The 21,227-nt window shown below is 60.6% G+C and carries 24 protein-coding genes and 1 tRNA gene; 5 read left to right on the top strand and 20 right to left on the bottom strand.

Annotation, left to right across the window (positions count from 1 at the left end; all coding sequences use genetic code 11):
* The first annotated feature begins 284 nt into the window (after window positions 1-284).
* A tRNA-Arg gene (locus tag RHP74_RS01000) sits at window positions 285-361 on the top strand.
* A gap of 29 nt (window positions 362-390) precedes the next feature.
* Here the strand turns inward: RHP74_RS01000 and RHP74_RS00995 are convergent.
* The 6 genes from RHP74_RS00995 to RHP74_RS00970 form a co-directional block, all read right to left on the bottom strand.
* Window positions 391-633, bottom strand: coding sequence for a hypothetical protein (locus RHP74_RS00995; RefSeq protein WP_311097243.1), 243 nt, complete (start codon window positions 631-633; stop codon window positions 391-393).
* Window positions 630-896: a hypothetical protein gene (locus RHP74_RS00990; protein ID WP_154502514.1), complete on the bottom strand. Its 267-nt coding sequence runs from the start codon at window positions 894-896 to the stop codon at window positions 630-632. Before RHP74_RS00990 ends, RHP74_RS00995 begins: the two co-directional genes overlap by 4 nt.
* A gap of 20 nt (window positions 897-916) precedes the next feature.
* Window positions 917-1,555 (bottom strand): hypothetical protein, encoded by a 639-nt coding sequence (locus RHP74_RS00985; RefSeq protein ID WP_311097240.1) that lies wholly within the window; start codon window positions 1,553-1,555, stop codon window positions 917-919.
* Complete coding sequence (locus tag RHP74_RS00980; protein WP_010464876.1) at window positions 1,552-2,118, bottom strand: RNA polymerase sigma factor; 567 nt, start codon at window positions 2,116-2,118, stop codon at window positions 1,552-1,554. Before RHP74_RS00980 ends, RHP74_RS00985 begins: the two co-directional genes overlap by 4 nt.
* A 1-nt stretch (window position 2,119) precedes the next feature.
* Window positions 2,120-3,823 (bottom strand): VWA domain-containing protein, encoded by a 1,704-nt coding sequence (locus RHP74_RS00975; RefSeq protein WP_311097238.1) that lies wholly within the window; start codon window positions 3,821-3,823, stop codon window positions 2,120-2,122.
* Between the two features lie 89 nt (window positions 3,824-3,912).
* Window positions 3,913-4,473 carry a YbhB/YbcL family Raf kinase inhibitor-like protein gene (locus RHP74_RS00970; protein ID WP_010464881.1) on the bottom strand — a complete coding sequence of 187 codons (561 nt, stop codon included), beginning with the start codon at window positions 4,471-4,473 and terminating at the stop codon, window positions 3,913-3,915.
* Window positions 4,474-4,612: 139 nt separating this feature from the next.
* Here RHP74_RS00970 and RHP74_RS00965 point away from each other — a divergent pair, with 139 nt between their 5' ends.
* On the top strand, window positions 4,613-6,142 hold the full coding sequence (locus RHP74_RS00965; RefSeq protein WP_304756119.1) for an apoptosis inducing factor family protein: 1,530 nt from the start codon (window positions 4,613-4,615) through the stop codon (window positions 6,140-6,142).
* 74 nt (window positions 6,143-6,216) lie between these two features.
* On the opposite strand, the gene RHP74_RS00960 is transcribed toward RHP74_RS00965, so the two are convergent.
* From RHP74_RS00960 to RHP74_RS00915, 10 genes are all read right to left on the bottom strand, one after another.
* A complete protein-coding gene (locus RHP74_RS00960; RefSeq protein WP_010464885.1) occupies window positions 6,217-7,722 on the bottom strand; it encodes a YdgA family protein in 1,506 nt (501 codons plus the stop codon).
* A 284-nt stretch (window positions 7,723-8,006) separates the two neighbouring features.
* A complete protein-coding gene (locus RHP74_RS00955; RefSeq protein WP_010464887.1) occupies window positions 8,007-8,642 on the bottom strand; it encodes a hypothetical protein in 636 nt (211 codons plus the stop codon).
* Between the two features lie 81 nt (window positions 8,643-8,723).
* On the bottom strand, window positions 8,724-10,172 hold the full coding sequence (locus tag RHP74_RS00950) for a TolC family protein (RefSeq protein WP_311097232.1): 1,449 nt from the start codon (window positions 10,170-10,172) through the stop codon (window positions 8,724-8,726).
* Complete coding sequence (locus RHP74_RS00945; protein ID WP_311097231.1) at window positions 10,169-11,056, bottom strand: HlyD family secretion protein; 888 nt, start codon at window positions 11,054-11,056, stop codon at window positions 10,169-10,171. Before RHP74_RS00945 ends, RHP74_RS00950 begins: the two co-directional genes overlap by 4 nt.
* Complete coding sequence (locus RHP74_RS00940; protein ID WP_010464893.1) at window positions 11,053-11,262, bottom strand: DUF1656 domain-containing protein; 210 nt, start codon at window positions 11,260-11,262, stop codon at window positions 11,053-11,055. Before RHP74_RS00940 ends, RHP74_RS00945 begins: the two co-directional genes overlap by 4 nt.
* A complete protein-coding gene (locus RHP74_RS00935) occupies window positions 11,259-13,331 on the bottom strand; it encodes an FUSC family protein (protein WP_311097229.1) in 2,073 nt (690 codons plus the stop codon). The genes RHP74_RS00940 and RHP74_RS00935 overlap by 4 nt, the downstream gene beginning before the upstream one ends.
* Window positions 13,328-13,756, bottom strand: coding sequence for a MarR family winged helix-turn-helix transcriptional regulator (locus tag RHP74_RS00930; protein WP_010464897.1), 429 nt, complete (start codon window positions 13,754-13,756; stop codon window positions 13,328-13,330). The genes RHP74_RS00935 and RHP74_RS00930 overlap by 4 nt, the downstream gene beginning before the upstream one ends.
* A 135-nt stretch (window positions 13,757-13,891) precedes the next feature.
* Window positions 13,892-14,086 (bottom strand): antitoxin, encoded by a 195-nt coding sequence (locus RHP74_RS00925; protein ID WP_311097227.1) that lies wholly within the window; start codon window positions 14,084-14,086, stop codon window positions 13,892-13,894.
* A 96-nt stretch (window positions 14,087-14,182) separates the two neighbouring features.
* Entirely contained in the window at window positions 14,183-14,428 is a 246-nt protein-coding gene (locus tag RHP74_RS00920; RefSeq protein ID WP_010464900.1) for a DUF2789 domain-containing protein, read from the bottom strand.
* A 138-nt stretch (window positions 14,429-14,566) separates the two neighbouring features.
* A complete protein-coding gene (locus RHP74_RS00915) occupies window positions 14,567-15,028 on the bottom strand; it encodes an aminoacyl-tRNA deacylase (RefSeq protein WP_010464901.1) in 462 nt (153 codons plus the stop codon).
* A 199-nt stretch (window positions 15,029-15,227) separates the two neighbouring features.
* On the opposite strand from RHP74_RS00915, the gene RHP74_RS00910 reads away from it, so the two are divergent.
* The 3 genes from RHP74_RS00910 to RHP74_RS00900 all read left to right on the top strand — a co-directional run bounded on the left by RHP74_RS00910 (window position 15,228) and on the right by RHP74_RS00900 (window position 17,233).
* Window positions 15,228-15,761, top strand: a complete 534-nt coding sequence (locus RHP74_RS00910) for an NfeD family protein (RefSeq protein WP_010464902.1) — start codon at window positions 15,228-15,230, stop codon at window positions 15,759-15,761.
* Between the two features lie 2 nt (window positions 15,762-15,763).
* Window positions 15,764-16,522 carry a slipin family protein gene (locus tag RHP74_RS00905; RefSeq protein ID WP_010464903.1) on the top strand — a complete coding sequence of 253 codons (759 nt, stop codon included), beginning with the start codon at window positions 15,764-15,766 and terminating at the stop codon, window positions 16,520-16,522.
* A 327-nt stretch (window positions 16,523-16,849) separates the two neighbouring features.
* On the top strand, window positions 16,850-17,233 hold the full coding sequence (locus tag RHP74_RS00900) for a DUF6124 family protein (protein WP_077747463.1): 384 nt from the start codon (window positions 16,850-16,852) through the stop codon (window positions 17,231-17,233).
* Between the two features lie 86 nt (window positions 17,234-17,319).
* Here RHP74_RS00900 and RHP74_RS00895 read toward each other — a convergent pair whose 3' ends face one another.
* From RHP74_RS00895 to RHP74_RS00880, 4 genes are read right to left on the bottom strand one after another with little or no spacing between them, the layout of a single operon-like run.
* Window positions 17,320-18,315: a sulfotransferase family protein gene (locus RHP74_RS00895; RefSeq protein WP_311097222.1), complete on the bottom strand. Its 996-nt coding sequence runs from the start codon at window positions 18,313-18,315 to the stop codon at window positions 17,320-17,322.
* The gene (locus RHP74_RS00890) at window positions 18,303-19,088 is read right to left on the bottom strand and encodes an aspartyl/asparaginyl beta-hydroxylase domain-containing protein (RefSeq protein WP_311097220.1); all 786 of its coding nucleotides are present in this window, start codon (window positions 19,086-19,088) and stop codon (window positions 18,303-18,305) included. The genes RHP74_RS00895 and RHP74_RS00890 overlap by 13 nt, the downstream gene beginning before the upstream one ends.
* Window positions 19,085-19,690: an adenylyl-sulfate kinase gene (cysC, locus tag RHP74_RS00885; protein WP_077747460.1), complete on the bottom strand. Its 606-nt coding sequence runs from the start codon at window positions 19,688-19,690 to the stop codon at window positions 19,085-19,087. The genes RHP74_RS00890 and cysC overlap by 4 nt, the downstream gene beginning before the upstream one ends.
* Window positions 19,674-21,188, bottom strand: a complete 1,515-nt coding sequence (locus RHP74_RS00880) for a TolC family protein (RefSeq protein WP_042932453.1) — start codon at window positions 21,186-21,188, stop codon at window positions 19,674-19,676. The genes cysC and RHP74_RS00880 overlap by 17 nt, the downstream gene beginning before the upstream one ends.
* Window positions 21,189-21,227: the final 39 nt, after the last annotated feature.

Genomic DNA, 21,227 nt, shown 5'->3' with positions numbered 1-21,227 from the left:
TAGGCTGCCGTCAGGGAAATCATTCACCGGGCTGAAGCACATAAATAGCGCACTGTTCGAAACTCGTGCGGTTCAGCACCCAGACAAGAGCGTTTGAAATCTCAAACGAATCCTAGGATCAAAGGGGGTAAAGGACAATAGTCTGTTCGAAAAAAAGAACGAAAACGCCGCATTTGCCTACTTTTTCTGATCAACGTAGCAAACGGTTGTTACGCTTGCGAAAACCGCAGTCGATTCAGCAGCATGGACGCCCGCAGTGCATATGAGTATCATGGCGCCCGCTTGCACCAGTAGCTCAGCTGGATAGAGTACTGCCCTCCGAAGGCAGGGGTCGTGGGTTCGAATCCCGCCTGGTGCACCATACTAGTAGAAACGAGAAAGCCTCAGGCCTTAAGGACTGGGGCTTTTTTGTGGGCGGTGTCCCGTCCTGCTTTGCTTAGCCTCAATGTCATCAATGAGCACATAAAGCTCCACAAACACTGTTTCGGCGGCGATATTTGGACGCGGATCATTACAGCTAGCTTCAATAGCCTTAGCTTGTAACCGAACTGCCATCTGCTGTGATTCCGTGTAGGACGAGCGCTGAGCAACCAAGGTGTCAGATTCACAAACGAGCATAATGTGGTCTTTCATTCCGTCGTCCAATCAAACTCGTCATACTCATCATCCTCTTCGTCCTCAACCTCTTCATCGTCAAGAACGTCTTCCTCCAGCGCTTCCTCTGCCTGCTTCGCCAGCAGAAACTCCTTACGACTCTCCGTCACAGCGCGCCGCAATACCTCACCCTTTTCCGGGCAGTTGAGCATTTGGGCGATGCGGTCGATTTTTTTTGCCACGGCATCCTCCAACGCATCGGCTATAGGCCGATAGTGCGCGCTTTCGGGGCTCGTTGCCAAATGGACGACCGCCCTGCTGCTCAGTTTTTCTGCAATTCCTTGAGCCGAGCCGCGAGATTTTCCTTGGGAAAGCGTTTGTGCAAGGTCGCCATCAGCTCATCAGCCGCCTTGGTCTGACCGGCATTTTGCAAGCGAATCACTTCACGTAACTGGTCGTCGATAAACTTCGCCGGAGCCTCCCCTGGGCGTTTGCTCACTTTTGCTTCTTCCACCATGTCAGCGCTGATCGATTCGCTCTGCGCCGGCGCAGCCAACTCGGCCATTGGCGCTACGGCTGCGGGCGCAGGCGCGGACATCGCGCCGGCCGGGGCCGCCATTGAGCGGGCAACCGATGCCGGCGCTTCTGCAGCTTCTTTCTTGGCCGCAAAAGACGAGGTTTTGGGTGCAGGGCTGGAATCCAAAGTTGGCACTTGCTCAGGGGTACGTTGCACCAGCGCCAGCATCAGCGCCACACCAACGAGGCTGGCGAACGCGACTTGCCATCGGGGTTTCTGGCAAGCCTGGACCCAGCGTTGCCACAGGTTCGGTTTGTGCGCAGGTGTTTCACGGTGTGCAGCAGCCAGGATGAATGCATCCAGATGAGCCGGTGGTTCGCCAGCCACGTGTTCACGGTAATGCTGAAGCACTTGGTCTTCCGGTGTTTTACGGGCGTCAGTCATGTCAGTACCTCCTCGGCCAGCAGCCGACGCAGTTTTTGCTGGGCATAGCGCAAGCGACTCTTGACGGTTTCCAGGGGTGTTTCAGTGAGGGCGGCGATCTGCGGCAGGTCGAGATCGCCGTGGGCGCGGAGCAGGAACACTTCGCGCTGGTCGGCGGGCAGGTCGTGCAGCGCGGTTTCGAGGCGTTGGCTGTCGCGGCTCAGGCTCAGCAGTTGTTCGGGATCGGTCGCCTCATCAATCACGGCGTGGGTTTGTTCGTCGTAGCTGTCGTGCAAAGGGTTGTGAATGCCATGTTTGCGCCAGTGATCGATCAATCGGTTGCGGGCAATCTGATAGAGCCATGTACGAAAATTCGCCCGGCCTTGTGGCTGACTGGTGCTGCGGATCAGGCTCAGCCAGGTGTCCTGGTAAACCTCTTCGGCCAGTTCAGGCCTGCCGCTCAAACCGAAGAGGAATCGGTAGAGGCCCTGGCGATGACGGGCGTACAAGATCTCGAACGCTGGCCCGTCGCCTGCGCGGTACCGGGCCAGTAGCGATTCGTCGCTCGGTTCAGGCGCGGACATGTCAGTTATAAGCTCCTTTATGCGACTCAGTGTTGGAGGCGGTGGTAGTGGTTCGCAGGCTCTGCGCCAACTCAACCAATTGCACGAACTCGGCGCGCAGACCGAATGGGTCGTCGCCCCGTGCACCGCGCGCCAAGGCTTCGGTGTCTTTCAGGTTGAAATCACCGGTGTAACGCCCGTCCTTGAGCTGCTGGGAAAAGGCCGCCACGGCCGACGCAAAGCGCAGGTCATCACTGGCTTTGCCGACCGAATCACCCGCAATCGGCCGTTCGATCAAGCGACTTTTCCCACCTTCCGGCAGCTGATATCGCACACGCAGCATCGCCAACTCCCCAGTTGTACCGGAAGCCACCGGCTCAGCCTTGCCATACCGCAGCGGCTCCAGCCAGCCCTTCTCGCCCTTGGGCACGATTTCGTACAACGCCGTCACCGTGTGTCCTGCACCAATTTCACCGGCATCGACTTTGTCGTTGCTGAAATCCTCACGCTTCAGCGCCCGGTTCTCATACCCCAGCAGCCGATATTCGCTGACCTGCGCCGGGTTGAACTCCACTTGCAGCTTAACGTTTTTCGCCACCACCGCGAGGGTTGAACCGAGTTGATCCACCAGCACTTTGCGCGCCTCGCGCAGGTTGTCGATGTAGGCGTAGTTGCCATCGCCGGCGTCGGCCAGTTGTTCCATCAGATGTTCATTGTAGTTATCCACACCAAAACCCAAGGTGGTCAGGGAAACGCCCGTCTTGCGTTTATCCACAGCCATTTGCTTGAGGCTGTCGAAGTCGCTGATGCCGACGTTGAAGTCACCGTCCGTGGCCAGCAGGATGCGGTTGATGCCTTTGGGAATGAAGGCTTGTTGCGCCATCTGGTAGGCCAATTCGATGCCCGAGGCACCCGCCGTCGAGCCACCGGCGGTCAATTGATCAATCGCTGTACGAATCTTCGCTTTTTCCCGTCCAGAAGTCGGCTCAAGAACCACACGCGAATCGCCGGCGTAGACCACCAAAGACACCCGGTCCTGCTCGCGCAGTTGATCGACCAGCAATTTCAGGGTGCTTTTGACCAGTGGCAAACCTTCGCGACGGTCCATCGAGCCGGAGACGTCCACCAAAAACACCAGGTTGGCCGGGGCCAGTTCCGCGACTGCGCGGTCCGAGGCTTTGATACCGATGCGCAGCAAACGGGTATGCGGATTCCATGGCGATGGCGCCAGTTCAGTGGTCACGCCAAAAGGCGAGCCGTCCGTGGGCAGCGCGTAGTCGTAGGGAAAGTAATTGACCAGTTCTTCCAGCCGCACAGCGCCTTCGGGCGGCAGGCGCCCCTGATTCAGCAAGCGGCGGACATTGGCGTAAGCGCCAGTATCGACGTCGGCGCTGAAGGTCGAGACCGGCGCCTCGGCCACACTGTGAATCGGGTTATCCGTCAATGCCTGATATTGCTCGCGCAGCTCATCCCGATAACCCGGCGCAGCCACCTCAGGCGCAAAGCTCGCCATGGGGGCTGGACGGGCGCTGCGTTTGGCCATCGAGGCATCCGCAGCAACGGACTCGCTGCGCACCAGCGCCTCAGTCTTCAGTGCACCTTGAGCCGGTGGCGACACAGCGGTGGACTCAGGTTTAGAGGAAGCGCCGCAACCGGCAACGGCCAACAGCAACCCGACGGTGAAACCCTGGGCGGCCGGGCGGAGGAAATGCAGAGGGAGGGACATGGGGGCTGACCTCAGGAGGAAATTGATCCATTCATCCTCTGAGACGAGCCCCCGTTCAGATTCGGGTTAACCCGGCTGAAAAATTAATCTCAGCGGTGATAACGCCGCACCACACTGCTGTTTTTCAGCACATGGCCTTTGATTTTCTCCAGCAGCTGCGCACGCGTCAGGCCGGCGGGCAAGGCGTCCGGAGCGAGGTCCAGGGCGTAGAGCTGGATAATGTAGTGGTGGGAGCTGTCGCCGACGGGTGGACAAGGACCGATGTAGCCGGTGGTGCCTTTGCTGTTGCTGCCGCCCATACCTTCTAGCGCGGATTTGGCGCCCACACCGGCCGGGATCTGACGGGTCGTGGCCTTGATGCCGTAGTGAATCCAGTGATCGACCCCAAGGCCTTTCTGGCCGTCCGGGTCGTGCATGACGATGGCGTAGCTCAAGGTGCCCTGGGGGCCGGCGTTCCAGCTCAGGGCCGGGGACTGATTCTTGCCGCCGCAGCCGCTGGCGTCGCTGGCCGCCGCCGAGGTGAACAGGCGGTTATCCGAAACACCGGGAATGCTGACGGTGAAACGCTCCTGGGCCTGCGCCGGAAATTGCACGCAAAGGGCGACTGCAACGGCCGCCAGCCAAGGGTTCAGAGAGGTCAATCGGGTCATTCCGGAGCACCTTGTGCGGATGGGGCCTTCGTCGGCTTGCGAACTATAGCCGTACCGTTGGTGCGGTGGCAGTGGGAATTGGCTGAACCTCGGGACAAAGGCCAAACTCTTAAGTGAAACGCCCGCCTGGAGAATGATCATGGCCCTGCACCGCGTCGCCCGTTTTGCCGATGTGCCCGAAAACCGAGGCCTGGAAGTACGGATCGCGGACACCAAGATAGTTTTGTTAAGGGTCGGCGATCAATTGCGCGCCTATCAAGGTGAATGCCCCCACGCCGGGGCGCCGCTGGCCGAGGGTGCGCTGTGCCATGGGCGTCTGATCTGTCCGTGGCACAAAGCCGCGTATCGGATCGAGGATGGCGGGCTGTGTGATCCGCCGTCTCTGGACAGCCTCAAGCGCTATCCCCTGGAGATGCGTGATGACGAGGTCTGGGTCGACGATCAGCCGCTATCGGATCCCCACACCCCGCCAGCCGATGATGAGCGCACATTTGTGATCATCGGAGCCGGGGCCGCCGGCACAGCGGGAGCGGCGGCATTGCGCGAAAAAGGCTTTGGTGGCCGTGTCGTGCTGATCGACCGCGAAGCAGAAGCCGGTTACGACCGCACAGTGCTGAGCAAATTCGTGATTGCCGGGGAAATGCCGCCCGAAGAAGTCCCGCCGCTACGGGATGAACGCTTTTACCGCGAGCAGCGCATCGAGCGAATAAACGGTGAAGTGGCGAGCCTGGATACAGCCAACAAAACACTGCGACTGGCCGACGGTCAGTCACTGACCTATGACGCTGCGCTGCTCGCGACCGGCGGCACACCCAACCCCCTCACGTTGCCAGGCGCCGACTTGCCGCAAGTCTTCCTGCTGCGCTCCAAAGATCAGGCGACGCGGATTCTGAACGCTGCAAAACCCGGCCAACGGGTGGTGATCATCGGCGATAGCTTCATTGCCCTGGAGTCCGCGTCGGCCCTGCGCCAATACGGTCTGGAGGTCACCGTACTGGCGCGCCACGCAGTGCCGTTCGTCAAGCAGTTTGGCGAAGCGGTCGGCAAGGCGATTCGTGCCCGGCACGTGGCCAACGGCGTGGTGTTTCATAGCGACAGCGAAGCCGCGCAGATCGAAGGCACGGGCAAGGTCGAAGCGGTGAAACTGGAAAACGGTCAACGTTTGCCTGCCGATCTGGTGCTCGTCGGCATCGGCGTCAGCCCGGCGACGGAACCGTTTGCCGACCTTACCAAGGAAAAAGACCGTTCACTGCAGGTCGACGGCGGCATGCGCGTGGCCGAAGGGCTCTGGGCGGCGGGTGATATCGCGACCTTCCCGCTCAACGGCCAGCCCCAGCGCATCGAGCACTGGCGCCTGGCACAGCAACAGGCGCGGATCGCGGCGGCGAACATGCTGGGCGGCGACGAGCACTACCTCGACGTGCCGTATTTCTGGACCTGGCACTTCGGCAAAAATTACGACTACCTCGGCCACGCCGAAAGCTGGGACGAAGTCGAGTTCAAGGGCAATCCTGACCATCCACCCTTTATCGGCCTGTTCAGCAAGAACGGCGTGGTGGTGGCGGCTGTTGCCTGCGACAAAGAGCGGGCGATGGCGATGCTCGCTGAACGGATGAAGCAACCGCTGCCGGTGGATGAGGCGTGGCTGTTGATTCGGGATGTGGATTAGGTTTAAACAGCGGACAGCAAAACGCCCGGTGCCTGCGTTCGCAGAGACCGGGCGCTGCCATGAAGCGAGCGGTATTACTGAATCGGTGCAACGCCGCCGAGTTTGCTCATCACGAAGCCGACAAATTGTTCAACGGTCATTTTCTGGCCATTGAATTCCACCTGATTGTTGGCGTAATGCAATTTGGCGACGACATCGTTGCCCTCCAGCTTGGCCAATTGCGTACCGACCGCCATGCTGCTGAACATGTCAGCAGTCGCCGTTGCCTGATCGGCGATGAGCTTGGCGTCGGTCTGACCGTCGATCTGCGATTGCACAGTGAACAGGTCAACGAGCATTGGCTTGGACACTTTCAGATTGAAATCCAACAGCGCAATCAGTTGTTGGGTCAACTGGTCTGGCGGCAGGTCCATGGACTGCGGTTTGGTCAGGTCGAGCACCAGGTTGGCGCGACTTTCACCGTTGGTGGATTTGAACGACAGATTCTCCAGGGCTACCTGCGGGCCAGCCGCGAGCAGTTTTTCCAGACCGATTTTGACCTGTGCTTCTTCTTCCGGGGTCAACACCAGTTCTGGCGCCGGTTCACCGGCGGCAGCGGCTTCGGCGGCGGCCTTCTCGTAGGGCTGCAATTTGGTCTGGTAGATCTGCATCAGCGACATGGTCGCCGGGATGTCGAGGTTTTTCAGGCTCATGGCCATCTGCGCAGAACCGAACGTTTTGCCATTCAACGACACCTCGCCCACCTTGTAATCGGCGCGCCCCGAAGCGCTGGTGCCCGACTCTTCGGTGTGGTTTTTCATTTCAAATTTCTTGAAGCCCAGTACCGACTGTTTGGCGCCGAAGGTGGTTTTGCTGTCGGTCACCTCCAGGGTGTTGTCGCCGACGTAATAACCGTAGGTGCTTTTGGTCAGGTTGCTGGCCACGGTCAGGCCGTTCAGCTCGACCTTCACGGGTGTCTGGTCTTCAGCCACCGTGGTCAGCGTCAGGCTGTCCATGTAGCCGTCAGCCTTGACCTTTTGGGCTTGGGCGCTGGCGGCGACGTCGAGGTTCAGACCGGAAAACTTCAGGTGGGAGGTGGCGTCCAGCGCCACGTCCAGCGGCAGCAATTCGAGCGTACCGTTGGTGGAATTGTCGTACCCGATATTGACCAGGCCCTTGAGAGGCGACTGGTCCTTGGCAGCGGCGAACCATTTCTCGGTGGTTGGCGTTCTTTCCAGTTCGTAGTGACTGGTGGCCATGACCGGCAGCCATTTCAGCGACATCAGACGCGAGAACGGCAGCGGTCCGTGTTCGATGTGGTCGACGAACAGCAACTCGACCGGCGCTTCGCCAAACATTTCACCTTCGCCCTTGAGGCGATAGTGCGCGGTGCTGCTGAACACGTGGCGCTCCAGCGAGACCAGTTCCAGCGATGCCGTGCCGTTGGAACCCACCAGCGCGGCTTTCAGCTCTTTGTTGGCGTCAGCGATCGAGGTATTCAGCACGCCTTCGATTTTGGTGCCGGTGTACCAGGCACCACCGGCGCTGATTGCACCGATGGCAACGACGATTCCAAGAAGCACGCCTGCTGATTTATTCATGAATTACCCGATCAATGTCCGTTGTTGAAAATGTGGTCGTCTTCCCTGAACCCTTGACGGGTTGCGGTCACGACTGCGCTGAAAGTGCGAGGGAGATTAGCATCAGGCGCACCGGGTGGCCCAATGTTTAAAGGTTAAAGAGTGTCTATGGACCGCGTGCACGGGCCGAGAGTTTCGGCGGTCATGAAATCGCGTTCGCGGGCAAGCCTCGCTCCTACAGGTATCGCATGATCCTTGTAGGAGCGAGGCTTGCCCGCGAAGGCGTCAATACCGACAACATCAACTCAGGAATACTGAACTTCCATCTCATCCAGCTGGTGATCAAAGCTTTTGAGCCGCGCCGTCCACGTATACACCAGCACTTCAAAATCGCGATTGATTACCGCCCCGCCCGTCACGTCCGCACGGGGATCGCAGAAGTCCAGCTGATAGCGTTCGCGGGCCATGGCGGCGGCGACATCGGAGAGTTCGCGGGCGTTGTTCAGCCAGTGCCTGCCGTCTTCGGAGACTTGCTTGTCCAGTTCAAGGCATTGTTTCTTCAACGTATCGAGGCTTTTTTCCAGTGGCGTGCCGGTGAGTTCGCCCATGACTTCCTGGAACGTGCGCCCCGGTTGCCAGTAACTGCCCCAGAAATAGCGGTCAAACACCGTTTCGACCCGACGCAAAGCCACCTTGGTGTCCCAGATCAGCACCCGGGTCTTGCCTTGTTCGAGTTGTCTTTTCTTGATGCGCTGGCCCTGGACTGAGGCCCAGGCCACTACGACGATTGCCATCACAGCAATCAGCGCGGCTGCGCTGTCGAGGAACACCAGAGCCTTGTCGATCTGGTGGGCCAGCATGATGCCGTAGAAATAGGTGGCCGACAGCAGAACCAATGCCGCAATAGCGCACCAGAAGCCGGGAGCATAAGGGTTTTTCATTATTAGATCCCCATGACCAACGCGAGCCTTGATCGATGAAATCGACGCGCGACTTCATCAAATCAAAGCATAGCAACGGCCTCAGGGTTTGCCGGGTTGTGACGCTTGCGTTCGTCCGCTTTCCCAGCCACCGCCCAACGCGAGGAACAGATCGATCTGGCTCATGGCAACTTGCGTGTTCGCGGAGGCCAATTGCGCCCGTACATCGGTGTAGGTGCGGGTGGCTTGCAGGTCCGCCAGGAACGATGCGCGGCCAGCCTGGAAGAAGCGGTGGGTCTGGTCGGCGGCCAGTTGTGCCGATTGTTCGGCATCGGCCAACGCATCGCGGCGTTGCAGCAGCGCGGAGTATTGCGCCAGGCTGGTCTGGGTTTCGCGGATGGCGTTGAGCACCACGCCGTCGAAATGCGCAAGCGTGCCTTGGGTCGCCGCTTCTGCCTCACGGATTCGCGCCCGGGAACCATTGGACGGCACAGTCCAGGTCAACAACGGACCAAAGCCCCAGCGGTTGGTCGCCGGTTTGCCGAGGTTTTCCAGGATGCCGACGGTGCCGACGGTCGCGCCGATGCTGATGTCCGGGTACAACTCGCCGGTGGCGATGCCGATGCCAGCGGTCGCGGCGGCCAATCGGCGCTCGGCCTGGCGCACATCGGGCCGGCGCTTGAGCAAAGTGGCGCCGTCACCGACCGGCAATAAGTGAGTGATTTTCGGCAGTTCGTTGCAGGTGGCGGTCCCGGCCGGCAACTGATCGACCGGTTTGGCCAACAGCATCGACAAACGGAACAAACCCGCCTGGCGCGCCGCTTCATAGCGCGGCATGTCGGCGCGCAAGGATTTGAATTGGGTTTGCGAGCGCGTGACCTGGGTTTCATCGCCGCGCCCGGCGTCGCGCAGACGCTGGATCAGGGTCGTGCCTTGGGCTTGCAGGTCGAGGGAATGCTGGGCGATTTCCTGCTCCTCATTGGCCGCACACACTTGGGTGTAGGCCCGAACCACATCGGCCACCAAGGTGATGCGTGCGGTATCGGCGGCAGCCTGGGTCGCGTCGGCATTGGCCTTGGCCGCTTCGATGCCGCGCTGCAAGGTGCCAAACAGGTCGAACTGATACGAGGTCGTAATGCCGATGTCGCCAACGTTGGCCACGGGCACTTTATCCGCCAGCAAGAAGGCTTCGCCGGACTCCTGCAAACGCTGGGCGCCCATTTTCACGCCGCCGCTCCAGCCGCCCGCCGCCTGCGCTTCGTCAACCTGAGCACGGGCCCGGGAAAGGCTCGCCGCCGCCACGCGCAAATCGGTATTGGTGACCATGGCCTGCTGCACCAATTGGTCCAGGCGCGGATCCTGATACAGGCGCCACCAATCGGCGGGCACCGGGGCCGAAACGACATTTTTACCGTTCACCGCCAATTCACCCTGCAAGTCTTCACGGTGGATGGCCGCGTCGTCCGGCAGGTGATAATTCGGCCCGACCACCTGACAGGCCGACAGCAACACGCCTAATCCGACGACAGCCAAACCCGAGGCCCTGCTCATTTCGCGGGCTCCTGCGGCTGGTCTTCCATGATCGATACCGTGGCGGTGCGCCCGGCGATCATGCGGAAATCCGCCGGTACGTCGTCGAAGGCAATCCGCACCGGAATCCGCTGGGCCAGGCGCACCCAGCTGAAGGCCGGATTGACGTTGGGCAGCAGGTTGCTGCCGCTGCTGCGGTCGCGGTCTTCGATGCCGGCGACGATGCTTTCCACGTGGCCACGCAAACGCGCGCGGTCGCCGACCACGCGGATGTCGACCGACTGGCCGACATGAATGCCGTCGAGTTTGGTTTCTTCGAAATAACCGTCGATGTGGAACGAATTACTGTCCACCACCGACAACACCGGACGCCCGGCGGTGACGAATTCCTGCGCACGCGGCGCGCGGTCGTTGACATAGCCATCCACCGGGCTGCGAATGGTCGAGCGGTCCAGGTTGAGCTGGGCGCTGTCCACCGCCACTTGGGCTTCCATCAACGCCACTTCGGCGCGAGCGACCCGTGACTGGCTTTCTTCCAGTTGCTCACCCGGCACCAGATTGCCGAGGCCGCGGTCACGCTTGGCTTCCCGTTGCGCCTGGGCCAGGGTTTCCTGACGGTCGGCGACCGCCGCTTTCGCCTGACGCAAGGCCAGTTTGAATCGGTCCTGGTCGATGCTGAACAGCACCTGGCCGCGTTTCACCAATTGGTTGTCACGCACCTGCACTTGCTGGATCAGCCCGGAAACGTCCGGCGCGATCTGCACGATGTCGGCGCGGATGTGCCCGTCCCGGGTCCAGGGCGCGAACATGTAATACATCACCATGCGCCAGACCACGACGACGGCGAAGGTCACGATCAGCAAGGTCAGGACCACGCGACCGAGGGTCAAAAAAGGTTTTTTCATGTCATCAGGTATCGACTGAGTGAGTCCACGGCGCCAAGCAGCAAGGCGTAGAGAGCCACGTTAAACAATGCCCGGTGCCAGACCAGACGGTAAAAGTGCAGGCGTGTCAGCAGCCCGTGCACCAACAGGAACAACAGATACGTAATGCCCATCAGCACCAGCAACGTGGGCAGGAACACCCCGCTGATATCCAGATCACCGATCATAAAGGCGCTCCATCGATGCCATGGGGAAGCGGTTCTTCGAGTTCGCCCAAGGCGACGAATTCCACCCCTGGCAGCAGCGACAGGCGCAGGCCGCTCAGGGCATGCAACAGGTGCAGACGCGCGCCGTCATCGCACTCGGTGTTGAGGGCGCGGCGGGTGCGGTCGAGGGTCATCAGCAGCGGGCTCGGTGCCGGCAATCGCTCGCCCGCCTTCAGGCACGCCTTGAAATACTCGCCAACCTCGGCCACCACTTGATGCAGCAGCACTTGCGGGGCGCCGAGCACTCGCGGCGTGTAAGCCAGCAAGTCGAGCAGGTTCAGCGCTACGCGCACTTCCCGCAGCGCGATGCCGGTGTCTTGCCCGGTCATGGCCAGGCGCGGCAGATGCTGCATCAGGCGATCGAGCATCTGCACGCCCAGGTGCCGGTGTTCGGCCAGCGTGGCCGGCTCGGTCAGGCTGACGATGTCGCGCCAGCTGAAACGGGTCAGGCGCTTGGCCGCCAGTTCCGCACCGAATGGCCGGGCGATCAGGGTCCAGACAAAGGCAAACAGCAAGCCGACGGGGCCGGCGAGGTTGGAGTTGGCGAAGCTGAGGAAATCCGCGTCGTAAGCGCCCTGAATGCTGATGAACGACGAGGTGTTGACCAGCGTCAGCAGCATGCCCAGGTAAAACTGCGGCTTGACCGTCAGGGTGCCGATGCAAATGAACGGCACAGAAAACGCCAGCACCAGCATCGGAAAATCATGCAGGTTAGGCAGGACCAGGAATAGATAAAGACTGGCGAACAACACCGACATCGCGGTCCAGAAAAAGAACCGGAAAATCTGCGGCGCCGGGTCGTCCATCGAGGCGAAGAAGCTGCACGCCACCGCCGCCAGGATCACCGCAGCGCCGCCATCGGTCCAGCCGAGCAGGATCCATAGTACCGAGGCGACAATAATCGCGGTCACCGTGGACGCCGCCGAATAAAGCATCAGCCCCCGGTCGAGAAACGGCGACAGGCGGCCCAGGCGCCAGTGCCGATACACCGCGCGCCAGCTGTCCTGGCTTTCGCACTGAATGGCGTATTGCAGGCTGCGGCAGTCTTGCCACAAGTCGATCCACTCGCCGAGGCGATACAGGGCGTTGGAAAACAGCAGTTGCTTGCGGTCATTCAGCGCTTCGGCGGACGGTTGCAAGGCTTCAAGTTGATCTTTCAGCGCCTGCCAGCGGCCGAGGTTGGCATCCTTGTGATTCAGCCATTCGGTGGTCGCCGTCAGCAGCGGCGCGAACTTATCCACAAGCTCGGGCGTTCTGCGTTCGAGGGCATAGAGCGCGTCGTCGAGGGCATCGATCACGGGCAGCAGGTGAATCATGCGGCCGCGCAGTTCCTTGGTATTACGCACCGTCTGCGGCCGCGCGCCTTCGTGGGGCAGCTGGCCGATCATCAATTCCAGGCTGTTGAACGTCGCCACCATCGCCGAGCGCAAGGCGCTGACTTCATCAGGTTGCACGTCGCGGCTGAGGAAACGCAGGCTGTAAGTCGAGGCATCGGCGAACCATTTGTTCACCGAATCGTTGAACACCGGCGCCAGCCGCCGGGGCCAGAACATGGCACCGACCACGGCCGCCACCGCGATGCCGAGAAAAATTTCTTCGGTTCGCGCTTCCGCGACATCCCACACCGCCAACGGGTTATCCACAACCGGCAGGGCGATCAGCGGCAAGGTGTAACCGGCAAGCATCAGCGCATAACTGTTGGCCGTGCGCAGATGCAAAGACAGGAACAGCAACGTCCCGGTCCACAACGCGATCACGACCACCAGCACATACGGGCTCTGGACAAACATCGGCACGAAAAAAACCGCGGCCGCCGCACCGAGCAAGGTGCCGACCGCCCGGTACAACGCCTTGGAACTGGTAGGGCCGACAAAAGGGCTGGAAACGATATACACCGTGGCCATCGCCCAATACGGACGCGGCATTTGCATGAGCATGGCGATGTACAGCGCAATCATCGACGCCGCGAACGTGCGCACTCCGTAGAACCAGTCCCGCGCCGGAGGAACGCCGGTGAAAAATCCGCTCAAGGGTTGGCCACCGATGGCGCGTTCGCGGCTTCAAAGGCTCGCAGCACCCGCAACGTCGCTTCCAGATCACTGCGGTCGATCCCTTCGAGCACTTCATGGCGCAAACGCACCAGCTCGATTTCGACAGCCTGCACCAACTCCCGACCGGTTTCGGTGAGGCTCAGGCATTTGGCGCGGCGGTCATGGACGTCTTCAGTGCGACAGACGTAGCCGGCGTGACACAGCTGATCGAGCAGACGCACCAGCGACGGACTCTCCATCCCAGCCGCCTGCGCCACCGTAACCTGTCGCACACCCTCGCCCAGGCGCCCGATCATCAACAACGGGACGGCGCAGGCTTCGGAAATCCCATAGTTGACCAGCGTGGTCTGGCAGATCTTCCGCCAATGCCGCGCGGCCACCACCATGGAGCTGCTGATGTTCATCTGGAGAGCGTCGAGGTTTTTCGGCACGAGGGGAAACACACACTGTTAGTTTGCTAACTATCAATATGGCATTCGATGGGAAAGGTGGTCAAGTTTTGAAACAATTCTGTAGCCGGACGGACCGTTTTACGACATTCAACCGAACCCCAGGTTGAAATCGCCCAGACGCACCAGCATCGTTTCGAAAAGCTCTGCGGAAACCAGATAGGCCTTGATCTGATTTTTTTCAATCACCGCCATAGGCCTGTCTTGCGCCTCACGCACTATAGTTCCTGCGTTTTTCGCGAGTTCAGAGATGCTGATGACTCTTTCTGCCAAAACACGCTGCATGACTCGGTCTCATGGTTGGACTCAACGCCATGAAAGCTACTTCAGCTCAGGTAACACCTTTCAGAAAAGCTGCGACAAGGTCTTGCGCTCAGATGGTTACACCCCCCGCCCCTTCCTCATCAGCACATCCAGCTGATCCACCACCTCCGCCCAATCGGCATCATCCAGAATCTCCTCCCGCAGTAACTGAGCCTGGCTCTCGTTCCAGAAAAACGCATCGGCCAGATGCAATTCGGGCTTGAGCGGTGAGTGAGTGGCGATGAATTTATCGATGCTTTCGGCGTCGTCCGGCAGGCCGAGTTGCTTGAACAGCGAGGGGAGGTTGTGGGTTGGGGATTCCATGTCGGGCTCCTTTTTATGGCAAATGATGGGGTGACTGCTGCGCAGTCATTCGCGGGCAAGCCTCGCTCCTACAGGTGCCGCGTGATCCTGTAGGAGCGAGGCTTGCCCGCGAAGGCGATGTCACTGACTCCACAAAATTCATTGGCTCAATTCACGCACCTCGGCGTGCGGCACCATTTTCAGAAACTGCGGCATTTCCATGCGCAACAGATTGGTGTGGTTGCCAGCTTCCAGATAGATGTCTTTCTGCCGGGTCAGTAGCGGGTCGATGACCACGTCCAGGCCATAGGCTTCGCCCAGGGCGGGCACAGCGCCGCGTTCGCAATCATCGAACAGGTGCGGCAGGTTGCTTTCCCGGGAGATCTGCCATTCGCCGCTGCTGCGAACTTTGCTCAGGTCCAGATGACGGCTGGCGGGCAGCACAGCCATCAGGAAATGCCCGTGTTGGTCGTCGAGGATAACTGACTTGGCCACCCGTTCGGCAGGAATGCCCGCGAGTCGCGCGGTTTCAAGGCTGCTGGCCGAGTGCGGGTGGGACACGATGTCATATTCGCAGTGCGCCTTGTCCAGGCTGCTCTGCAGGGTTCTTGCCATACGCATGATGCACCTCGGTGTCCGCAAACATTGTTTGGCGGACGATGGTTAACACTTTTCTTCGTACTGAAAGTCTAGGCCCGCTGGCGCATTCCGGAGTGAAATCCGCCCGCCGGGCCAAGGTCAACAACTGGTCAAAATTCGTACAACCCACAGTTCAGCTAGACTGTATAAAGAACCATCAATGACTCTCCCGGAGGGTCGCGTGAACATTCGTTGCTGTGCAGTCGCGCTGCTGTTGGCCTTGAGCGGATCGGTCTTCGCGTCGGACACCATTGTCTTGCTGGCCCCCAACCCCATGGGGATCTGGCTGATCACGCTCGGCATCGCCTTTTTGATCGCCGAGGCGGCGCTGCCCAATTACGGCGTGATCGGGCTCGGCGGCATTGTGATGTTCGTCATCGGCGCGGTGATTCTGACCAACACCGAGGTGCCGGTGCCGTTGATGATCGGCCTGGGACTGATCAGTGCGCTTTTGTTGATCTTCCTGCTGATCCGCGCCCTGAAAACCCGACCGCGGCACAACGTCAGTGGCGATGCCGGACTTGTGGGCAGCGTGACGCCGGTGATTTCGTTGAACGCCGACAACGCCTGTAACGGCTGGGTGCACCTGCAAGGCGAACAGTGGCAAGTGCTCAGCAGCACGCCGCTGCAACCGGGGCAAAAGGTCCGGGTGGTGGCACGCAAGGGATTACTGCTGAAAGTGGCCGCGGCTGACGCGGCGTCGAAGGGAGAATAGCCATGGGCCTGCAACTGGGTTTTGCCGCGCTGCTGTTACTGCTGATCGCGCTGGCGGGGTCGACCTTCCGCATCCTGCGCGAATACGAGCGCGGGGTGGTGTTCCAGCTCGGGCGCTTCTGGCAAGTCAAGGGGCCAGGCCTGATCCTGCTGATTCCGGTGGTCCAGCAAATGGTTCGCGTCGACCTGCGCACCGTGGTGCTCGACGTGCCGACACAAGACGTGATCACCCGCGACAATGTCTCGGTCAAGGTCAACGCCGTGCTGTATTTCCGCGTGCTCGATCCGCAGAAAGCCATCATCCAGGTCGAAGATTTCCTCATGGCTACCAGCCAATTGGCCCAGACCACGTTGCGGGCAGTGCTGGGTAAACATGAGCTCGATGAGCTGCTGGCCGAACGGGAGCGGCTGAACATCGACATCCAGCAAGTGCTCGACGCCCAGACCGATGCCTGGGGCATCAAGGTGGCGAACGTCGAGATCAAGCACGTGGACCTCAACGAATCGATGGTCCGCGCCATCGCCAAACAGGCCGAAGCCGAGCGGGAACGCCGGGCCAAGGTGATTCACGCCGAAGGTGAATTGCAGGCCTCGGAAAAACTCATGCAAGCCGCCGAGATGCTGGGGCGTCAGCCGGGGGCCATGCAATTGCGCTACATGCAGACGCTGAGCTCGATTGCCGGGGACAAGACAGCGACGATTGTCTTCCCGCTGCCGATCGAATTGCTCAAGGGGATGGCGGATTTGTCGTCCAAATCCTGACCTTCCGCGAAAACACCAACGTCTGGTAACTCCGTCGGAGATTTCCTTCAAGTTGTAGTGGTGTTGGTGAACTTGTTCCGGCCTGAACCCAGGCCTAGTCTGGGTTTGTCACTGAATAAACGGTGACACGGACGTGCAAGTCCGACGAAACTGTTTAGGTCGCAATTGCCATGTCTCATTGCTTAATGGCGGCTGCGCGCAGGAGATCCTCGGATCTGCTGGGTGTCCTAAACAGTCCCGGTCTTGCACACCTGCGCACGGCCGCCACCCCAACTCGCGTGCAAGCGAACGGTGACGGCTCTCACTTACTGTTTAGGATTTTTATATATGCACAAAATTACGCCGAATCCGCCAGGTAACCCTGGCACCGATTCCGACGATTCCCTCGAAGCCGAAAAACTCAAGGAAGCCGCAGACCGCGCCTTCGCCCACTACTTCCCCCCGACTGACGGAAAACCAGCCAAACGCCGCAAAGGCCATCTCTTCACCGTTTCCCCCGACATCGATACCGAAGCCCTGCTGGCCAATGCCTCCGAAGACCTGCTGTCCATCAGCGCCATTGCGGCCGATCTGGCGGACGATGTGGACGGGACGCGGCGTTCGGTTGCCTTGGCGCTCAGCCGCATGGCCGATGGCGTGCAGTTGCTCGTAGAGCGGGCGATGGATCATTGGGAGGCGATGCAGATTCAGCAGGCTCAGGCCAAGGTTTAGCCGGGTAGATTAGTGGTGAATTGACCGCCGCCATCGCGAGCAGGCTCGCTCCTACATTGGATCTGCGTCGTACACATAATTTGTGTTCACTGAAGATCAACTGTAGGAGTGAGCCTGCTCGCGATGGCGTCAGTGCTATGAATGCATGACTTGGCAACCAGCGCCTCATAAGGCCCCCGCGCCCAACGCTCCACCCGCTCACGCAACAACGTCGACGCCTCACGCCGCTTGTCATCACAGTCCCCGACAAACACCGATGAAGGCTGTTTGGCATGCCGCCCCACCGCCGCAAACACTTGCTCCCTCTGCACGTCATCCAACCCGAAAAACCCAGCCAACCGCCCCGCCATTGCGCCCGGCAACTCGCTGTAATTCACCGCCAACCCACCAAACGCCTGGCATTGCGCCAACCCCGATGCCAGCAACCGCCCCAACCGCCGCGCAATAAAATCCTCACGACTGTCGAACGGCCATTCGTCATCCAGCCCACTGGCCCCGATCATTCCCGGCACCATGTGCATGCCCGGGCGGCGTATATGGGAAACAGCAATTTCCAGCGGATCGCGGTACACAAACAACCAGGGCGTGTCGGGAAAGCACTCGCGCAGCCGGGGCAATTCGGTGATGTTCCAGGCATCGAGTTTGATCACCAACCGTTGCTCCGTTCCGAGCCGACGCTGACCATAGGCGGACACCAACCCTTTGATCGCGGCGCACCGTTCGACGGCTGGCAAACCACTGCGCAACAACGCATCCAGCGGCGGCGGTTCGCTGATGACGATGTGGTTGGCGAGTTGCGCGAGCATCTGACTGATAAGCGTCGAGCCACAGCGCGAAGCGTGAAAAATGAATGCACTCGGCGCCAACCCGGGACTCTGCGCCTGCCAGTCGCCAAGAACAGCCAGAGGCGTCTGCCGACGAAACGCCTGATTGAACGGTAACCTCAGCGCAGCTTCCACGGCATCGCGAAAAAACGGCTGATGCAACGGCGTGTCCCCGAACCAGCACCAATCGACCTGCCACTCGCCAGCCGGCTGCCAGATCCGCATCGGCAACCAGCCTTCGAGATTCAGGCGCTCCATTGTTCATTCCATCGGCGGCGACCGCTGCGCATCGCGGCACGCAGTTCTTCCCGAGAAAATTCCAGGCCTCGCTCCGCCGCCAGCTCCAAGGTGCGGGTGATAAACACCTCGGTGTCCGGCAAGCCCTGCAAGGTCTTCGAAAGCTGCAAATCACTGGCCACCAGACGCTGGAATTGCAGCAAGGCGCCGTCACCCGAACCCGGCTGCGGCGTGGTCGATACACCGTCGACAATCGCCTGCTCCAGCCAGTCACCCGGCCGGCAATCGAGCACCAAATGAACCCGCGCCTGAGTATCCCGATTGTCCACACGGTGCGGTCGCGACAGGTCGAGGAACCAGCACTCGCCCGCCGTCATCGGCATGCGCTGGCCATCGAGCATAAAGTCGACGTGAAGCGGACTGAGCAAAGGAATGTGCAGGCGCAGATCGGCGGCTGGTCCGCCAAGATCGTAGTCACGATGTTCATGAATCTGCCCGCCCGGCCCAAGTCGCAACAGGCGTGCGCTGACGATTTCCAGCGGCAGATCCCGCAAGCCCTGCTGCCATCGCGGATCCCGCAACCACGGCGCACGCAACAGCGGTTCGCCACGCCCCGGGGACAGTTCCGTCAGGGCATCCGCCGCCGACACCAGCGCCACACCATTCCAGTCCCCGGCGTAGTAATCGCTGTTGAAATGCGCATGCCACGCTTCCTCGCCAATCGCCGCCAGCGCCTGCAACAACAGCGGTAAATCCACCGCCACCGGCAAGCGGGAAAATGCCGGCCGGCTCATCGTTTCGGCAGCACCGCACACTCGCCGAGCCAGGTCAGCAAGCGATCGAGGCAGGCTTCGACCGACTGCACGCCGGTGTCGAGCACCAGGGAGGCGGACGGCGGCGGTTCATAGGGCGCGGAAATCCCGGTAAACCCTGCCAAGTCACCACGACGCGCCCGCGCATAATGACCTTTGGGATCTCGCTGCTCGCACACCGCCAACGAAGCGCTGCACCAGACTTCGCGATAATCCTCACCCAGACGGCGAGCGAACACCTCACGCAACTCCACCAGCGGCGCGATCATCGCGAGAATGACGATCTGCCCGTTCTCCACCAACAGCGCCGCGAGTTCGCTGGCGCGGCGGATGTTCTCCAGACGATCGCTGTCGGAAAAGCCCAGGTCACGATTGAGCCCGACCCGCAAGCCGTCGCCATCGAGCACCACGCTCTGCACGCCGCGCTCGAACAACTCAGCGTGCAGGGCCTGGGCCAGCGTCGATTTACCCGCCGCCGGCAAACCGGTCAGCAGGATCGCGGCGCCGTGATGACCATTGCGGGTCTCCCGTTGTTCGCGATTGATGCTCGCGGTCGGCGCCAGCAGGTTATTGGACCGGAGCATGGGTCACCGGCACACTGATATTGCCCGACGCCCACGCCGCTTCGCGGTTGGCCAAGGCGGTGGCGATGGATTGGACTTCGGTGGATTGCACCTCGTCCGGCATCGGGTCGAGGCCGGCGCTGGCGAAGATCTGGCCGTAGGCGTTACGCAGATCGGCATAGGACAGGTCCCGGCGCAAATCCGCCTGCAACGTGTTCAGTTCACCCTGGATCAGGTCCAGTTCACCAAGTCCCGCCGCCTGATGACGGTTGCGCAATTGCCCCAGAATCTCCCCGTCGATGCTCGAGAGTTCCTGGTTGGTCTGGAACTGATTCAGCGCTTCCTGGTAGTTGGCGTTCGCCACATAGAGCTGGGCCAGCACCGCGATGGACATGGCCTGGCGCCGTGCCTTGGCGACCTCTTCGCCGGCCTTGGCCACGTTGATCGCGGCCGGTGCGGAAATCACGTTAAACAGGTTCCAGGTCAGCTTCACACCGTAGTCGGCCCACTTGTCATTGACCAGAAACGAGTTGCTGTCGTAATGCCCACCTGCCGAAAACTCCAGCCCCGGCAACAGCCGCAGCATGGCTTTACGGGTTTCGGCAGTGCTGATGCGGGTCTGGTAATCCTGTTCGCGCAGCTCCGGACGGCTGGCCAGGGCTTCATGCTCCAGGCTGGCCATGCCGACCTTCAACTGCGGAATCGAGTAATCGTCCGGGGTCGCCAATTTCAGATCGGTGCCCATCGGCAGGTTGATCAGAGTCGCCAGTTCGGTTTTGGCCAGGGACAGCGCCCGGCGTTGCTCTTGCAACTGGCGGGTCGCCTCGATCAGCGAACGCTGGTAACCCAGCGCCTGGATCGGATCGCCGATGCGTTGGGTGCTCATGCTTTGGCTGTTGCCGCGTGCCGTATCGACCCGCGCCATCAGGCTGTCGATCTGCGTGAGCAAACGTTCGGCAGCCACCGCTCGCCAATAGGCCGAGCGCACGTCCTGGACGATGGTGTTGATGACCTTGCGCCGACGTTCCTGAACGATCAGGCGCTGGTCGCCCTGCTGTTTGGCACTGATGTAACTGACGCCGAAGTCGAGGACATTCCACACCATGGTCAGGTCGGCCACTCGGCGGTCGCGGTCCTGGGAGGTCGACGGTTCCAAAGACTGGGTGCCGGTCAGTACGCTCTGGCTGCTGGAGGCGCCAACGTTGCTACGCCCGACGTAGCCTGCATCCAGGGCCATGCGCGGCAGCATGTCGAAACTGGCGAGGTCGAGTTGGCGCTTGGCCAACGCCTCTTCCATGATCTTGAGCCGGCCTTCAAGGTTGTATTTCACCGCACGGGCCATGGCCTGGTGCAAGGTCAGCGGACCACTGAGCGGCTCCTGGCCGGTGTACATATTTTGCAGATCGCTCTTGGCGCGCTGTTCGCTGACGCTGCGTTCGATCGGTTCACTTTTGACGGCACATCCGCTTATCGCAAGCGCCAGCAGGCTGACGCACAACAACGAGTGACTTCTATTCATCCTTGACTGCCCCTGAGTGCTGCACTGATTTTATGGTTA

It is taken from the genome of Pseudomonas sp. SG20052, from assembly GCF_031766055.1.
GTDB classification, from domain to species: Bacteria; Pseudomonadota; Gammaproteobacteria; order Pseudomonadales; family Pseudomonadaceae; genus Aquipseudomonas; species Aquipseudomonas mandelii.
Note: the sequence above shows the minus strand (reverse complement) of the source record. Positions and strands in the feature narration are given on the sequence as shown.

Coding starts and splice junctions, on each gene's coding strand:
- RHP74_RS00975 (WP_311097238.1), bottom strand. CDS start 3,823: ATGTCCCTCCCTCTGCATTTCCTCCGCCCGGCCGCCCAGGGTTTCACC.
- RHP74_RS00930 (WP_010464897.1), bottom strand. CDS start 13,756: ATGAACATCAGCAGCTCCATGGTGGTGGCCGCGCGGCATTGGCGGAAG.
- RHP74_RS00920 (WP_010464900.1), bottom strand. CDS start 14,428: ATGGAATCCCCAACCCACAACCTCCCCTCGCTGTTCAAGCAACTCGGC.
- RHP74_RS00890 (WP_311097220.1), bottom strand. CDS start 19,088: ATGAGCCGGCCGGCATTTTCCCGCTTGCCGGTGGCGGTGGATTTACCG.
- RHP74_RS00915 (WP_010464901.1), bottom strand. CDS start 15,028: ATGCGTATGGCAAGAACCCTGCAGAGCAGCCTGGACAAGGCGCACTGC.
- RHP74_RS00985 (WP_311097240.1), bottom strand. CDS start 1,555: ATGACTGACGCCCGTAAAACACCGGAAGACCAAGTGCTTCAGCATTAC.
- RHP74_RS00945 (WP_311097231.1), bottom strand. CDS start 11,056: ATGAAAAAACCTTTTTTGACCCTCGGTCGCGTGGTCCTGACCTTGCTG.
- RHP74_RS00895 (WP_311097222.1), bottom strand. CDS start 18,315: ATGGAGCGCCTGAATCTCGAAGGCTGGTTGCCGATGCGGATCTGGCAG.
- RHP74_RS00960 (WP_010464885.1), bottom strand. CDS start 7,722: ATGAATAAATCAGCAGGCGTGCTTCTTGGAATCGTCGTTGCCATCGGT.
- RHP74_RS00965 (WP_304756119.1), top strand. CDS start 4,613: ATGGCCCTGCACCGCGTCGCCCGTTTTGCCGATGTGCCCGAAAACCGA.
- RHP74_RS00940 (WP_010464893.1), bottom strand. CDS start 11,262: ATGATCGGTGATCTGGATATCAGCGGGGTGTTCCTGCCCACGTTGCTG.
- RHP74_RS00995 (WP_311097243.1), bottom strand. CDS start 633: ATGAAAGACCACATTATGCTCGTTTGTGAATCTGACACCTTGGTTGCT.
- RHP74_RS00950 (WP_311097232.1), bottom strand. CDS start 10,172: ATGAGCAGGGCCTCGGGTTTGGCTGTCGTCGGATTAGGCGTGTTGCTG.
- RHP74_RS00900 (WP_077747463.1), top strand. CDS start 16,850: ATGCACAAAATTACGCCGAATCCGCCAGGTAACCCTGGCACCGATTCC.
- RHP74_RS00905 (WP_010464903.1), top strand. CDS start 15,764: ATGGGCCTGCAACTGGGTTTTGCCGCGCTGCTGTTACTGCTGATCGCG.
- RHP74_RS00925 (WP_311097227.1), bottom strand. CDS start 14,086: ATGCAGCGTGTTTTGGCAGAAAGAGTCATCAGCATCTCTGAACTCGCG.
- RHP74_RS00970 (WP_010464881.1), bottom strand. CDS start 4,473: ATGACCCGATTGACCTCTCTGAACCCTTGGCTGGCGGCCGTTGCAGTC.
- RHP74_RS00980 (WP_010464876.1), bottom strand. CDS start 2,118: ATGTCCGCGCCTGAACCGAGCGACGAATCGCTACTGGCCCGGTACCGC.
- RHP74_RS00880 (WP_042932453.1), bottom strand. CDS start 21,188: ATGAATAGAAGTCACTCGTTGTTGTGCGTCAGCCTGCTGGCGCTTGCG.
- cysC (WP_077747460.1), bottom strand. CDS start 19,690: ATGCTCCGGTCCAATAACCTGCTGGCGCCGACCGCGAGCATCAATCGC.
- RHP74_RS00955 (WP_010464887.1), bottom strand. CDS start 8,642: ATGAAAAACCCTTATGCTCCCGGCTTCTGGTGCGCTATTGCGGCATTG.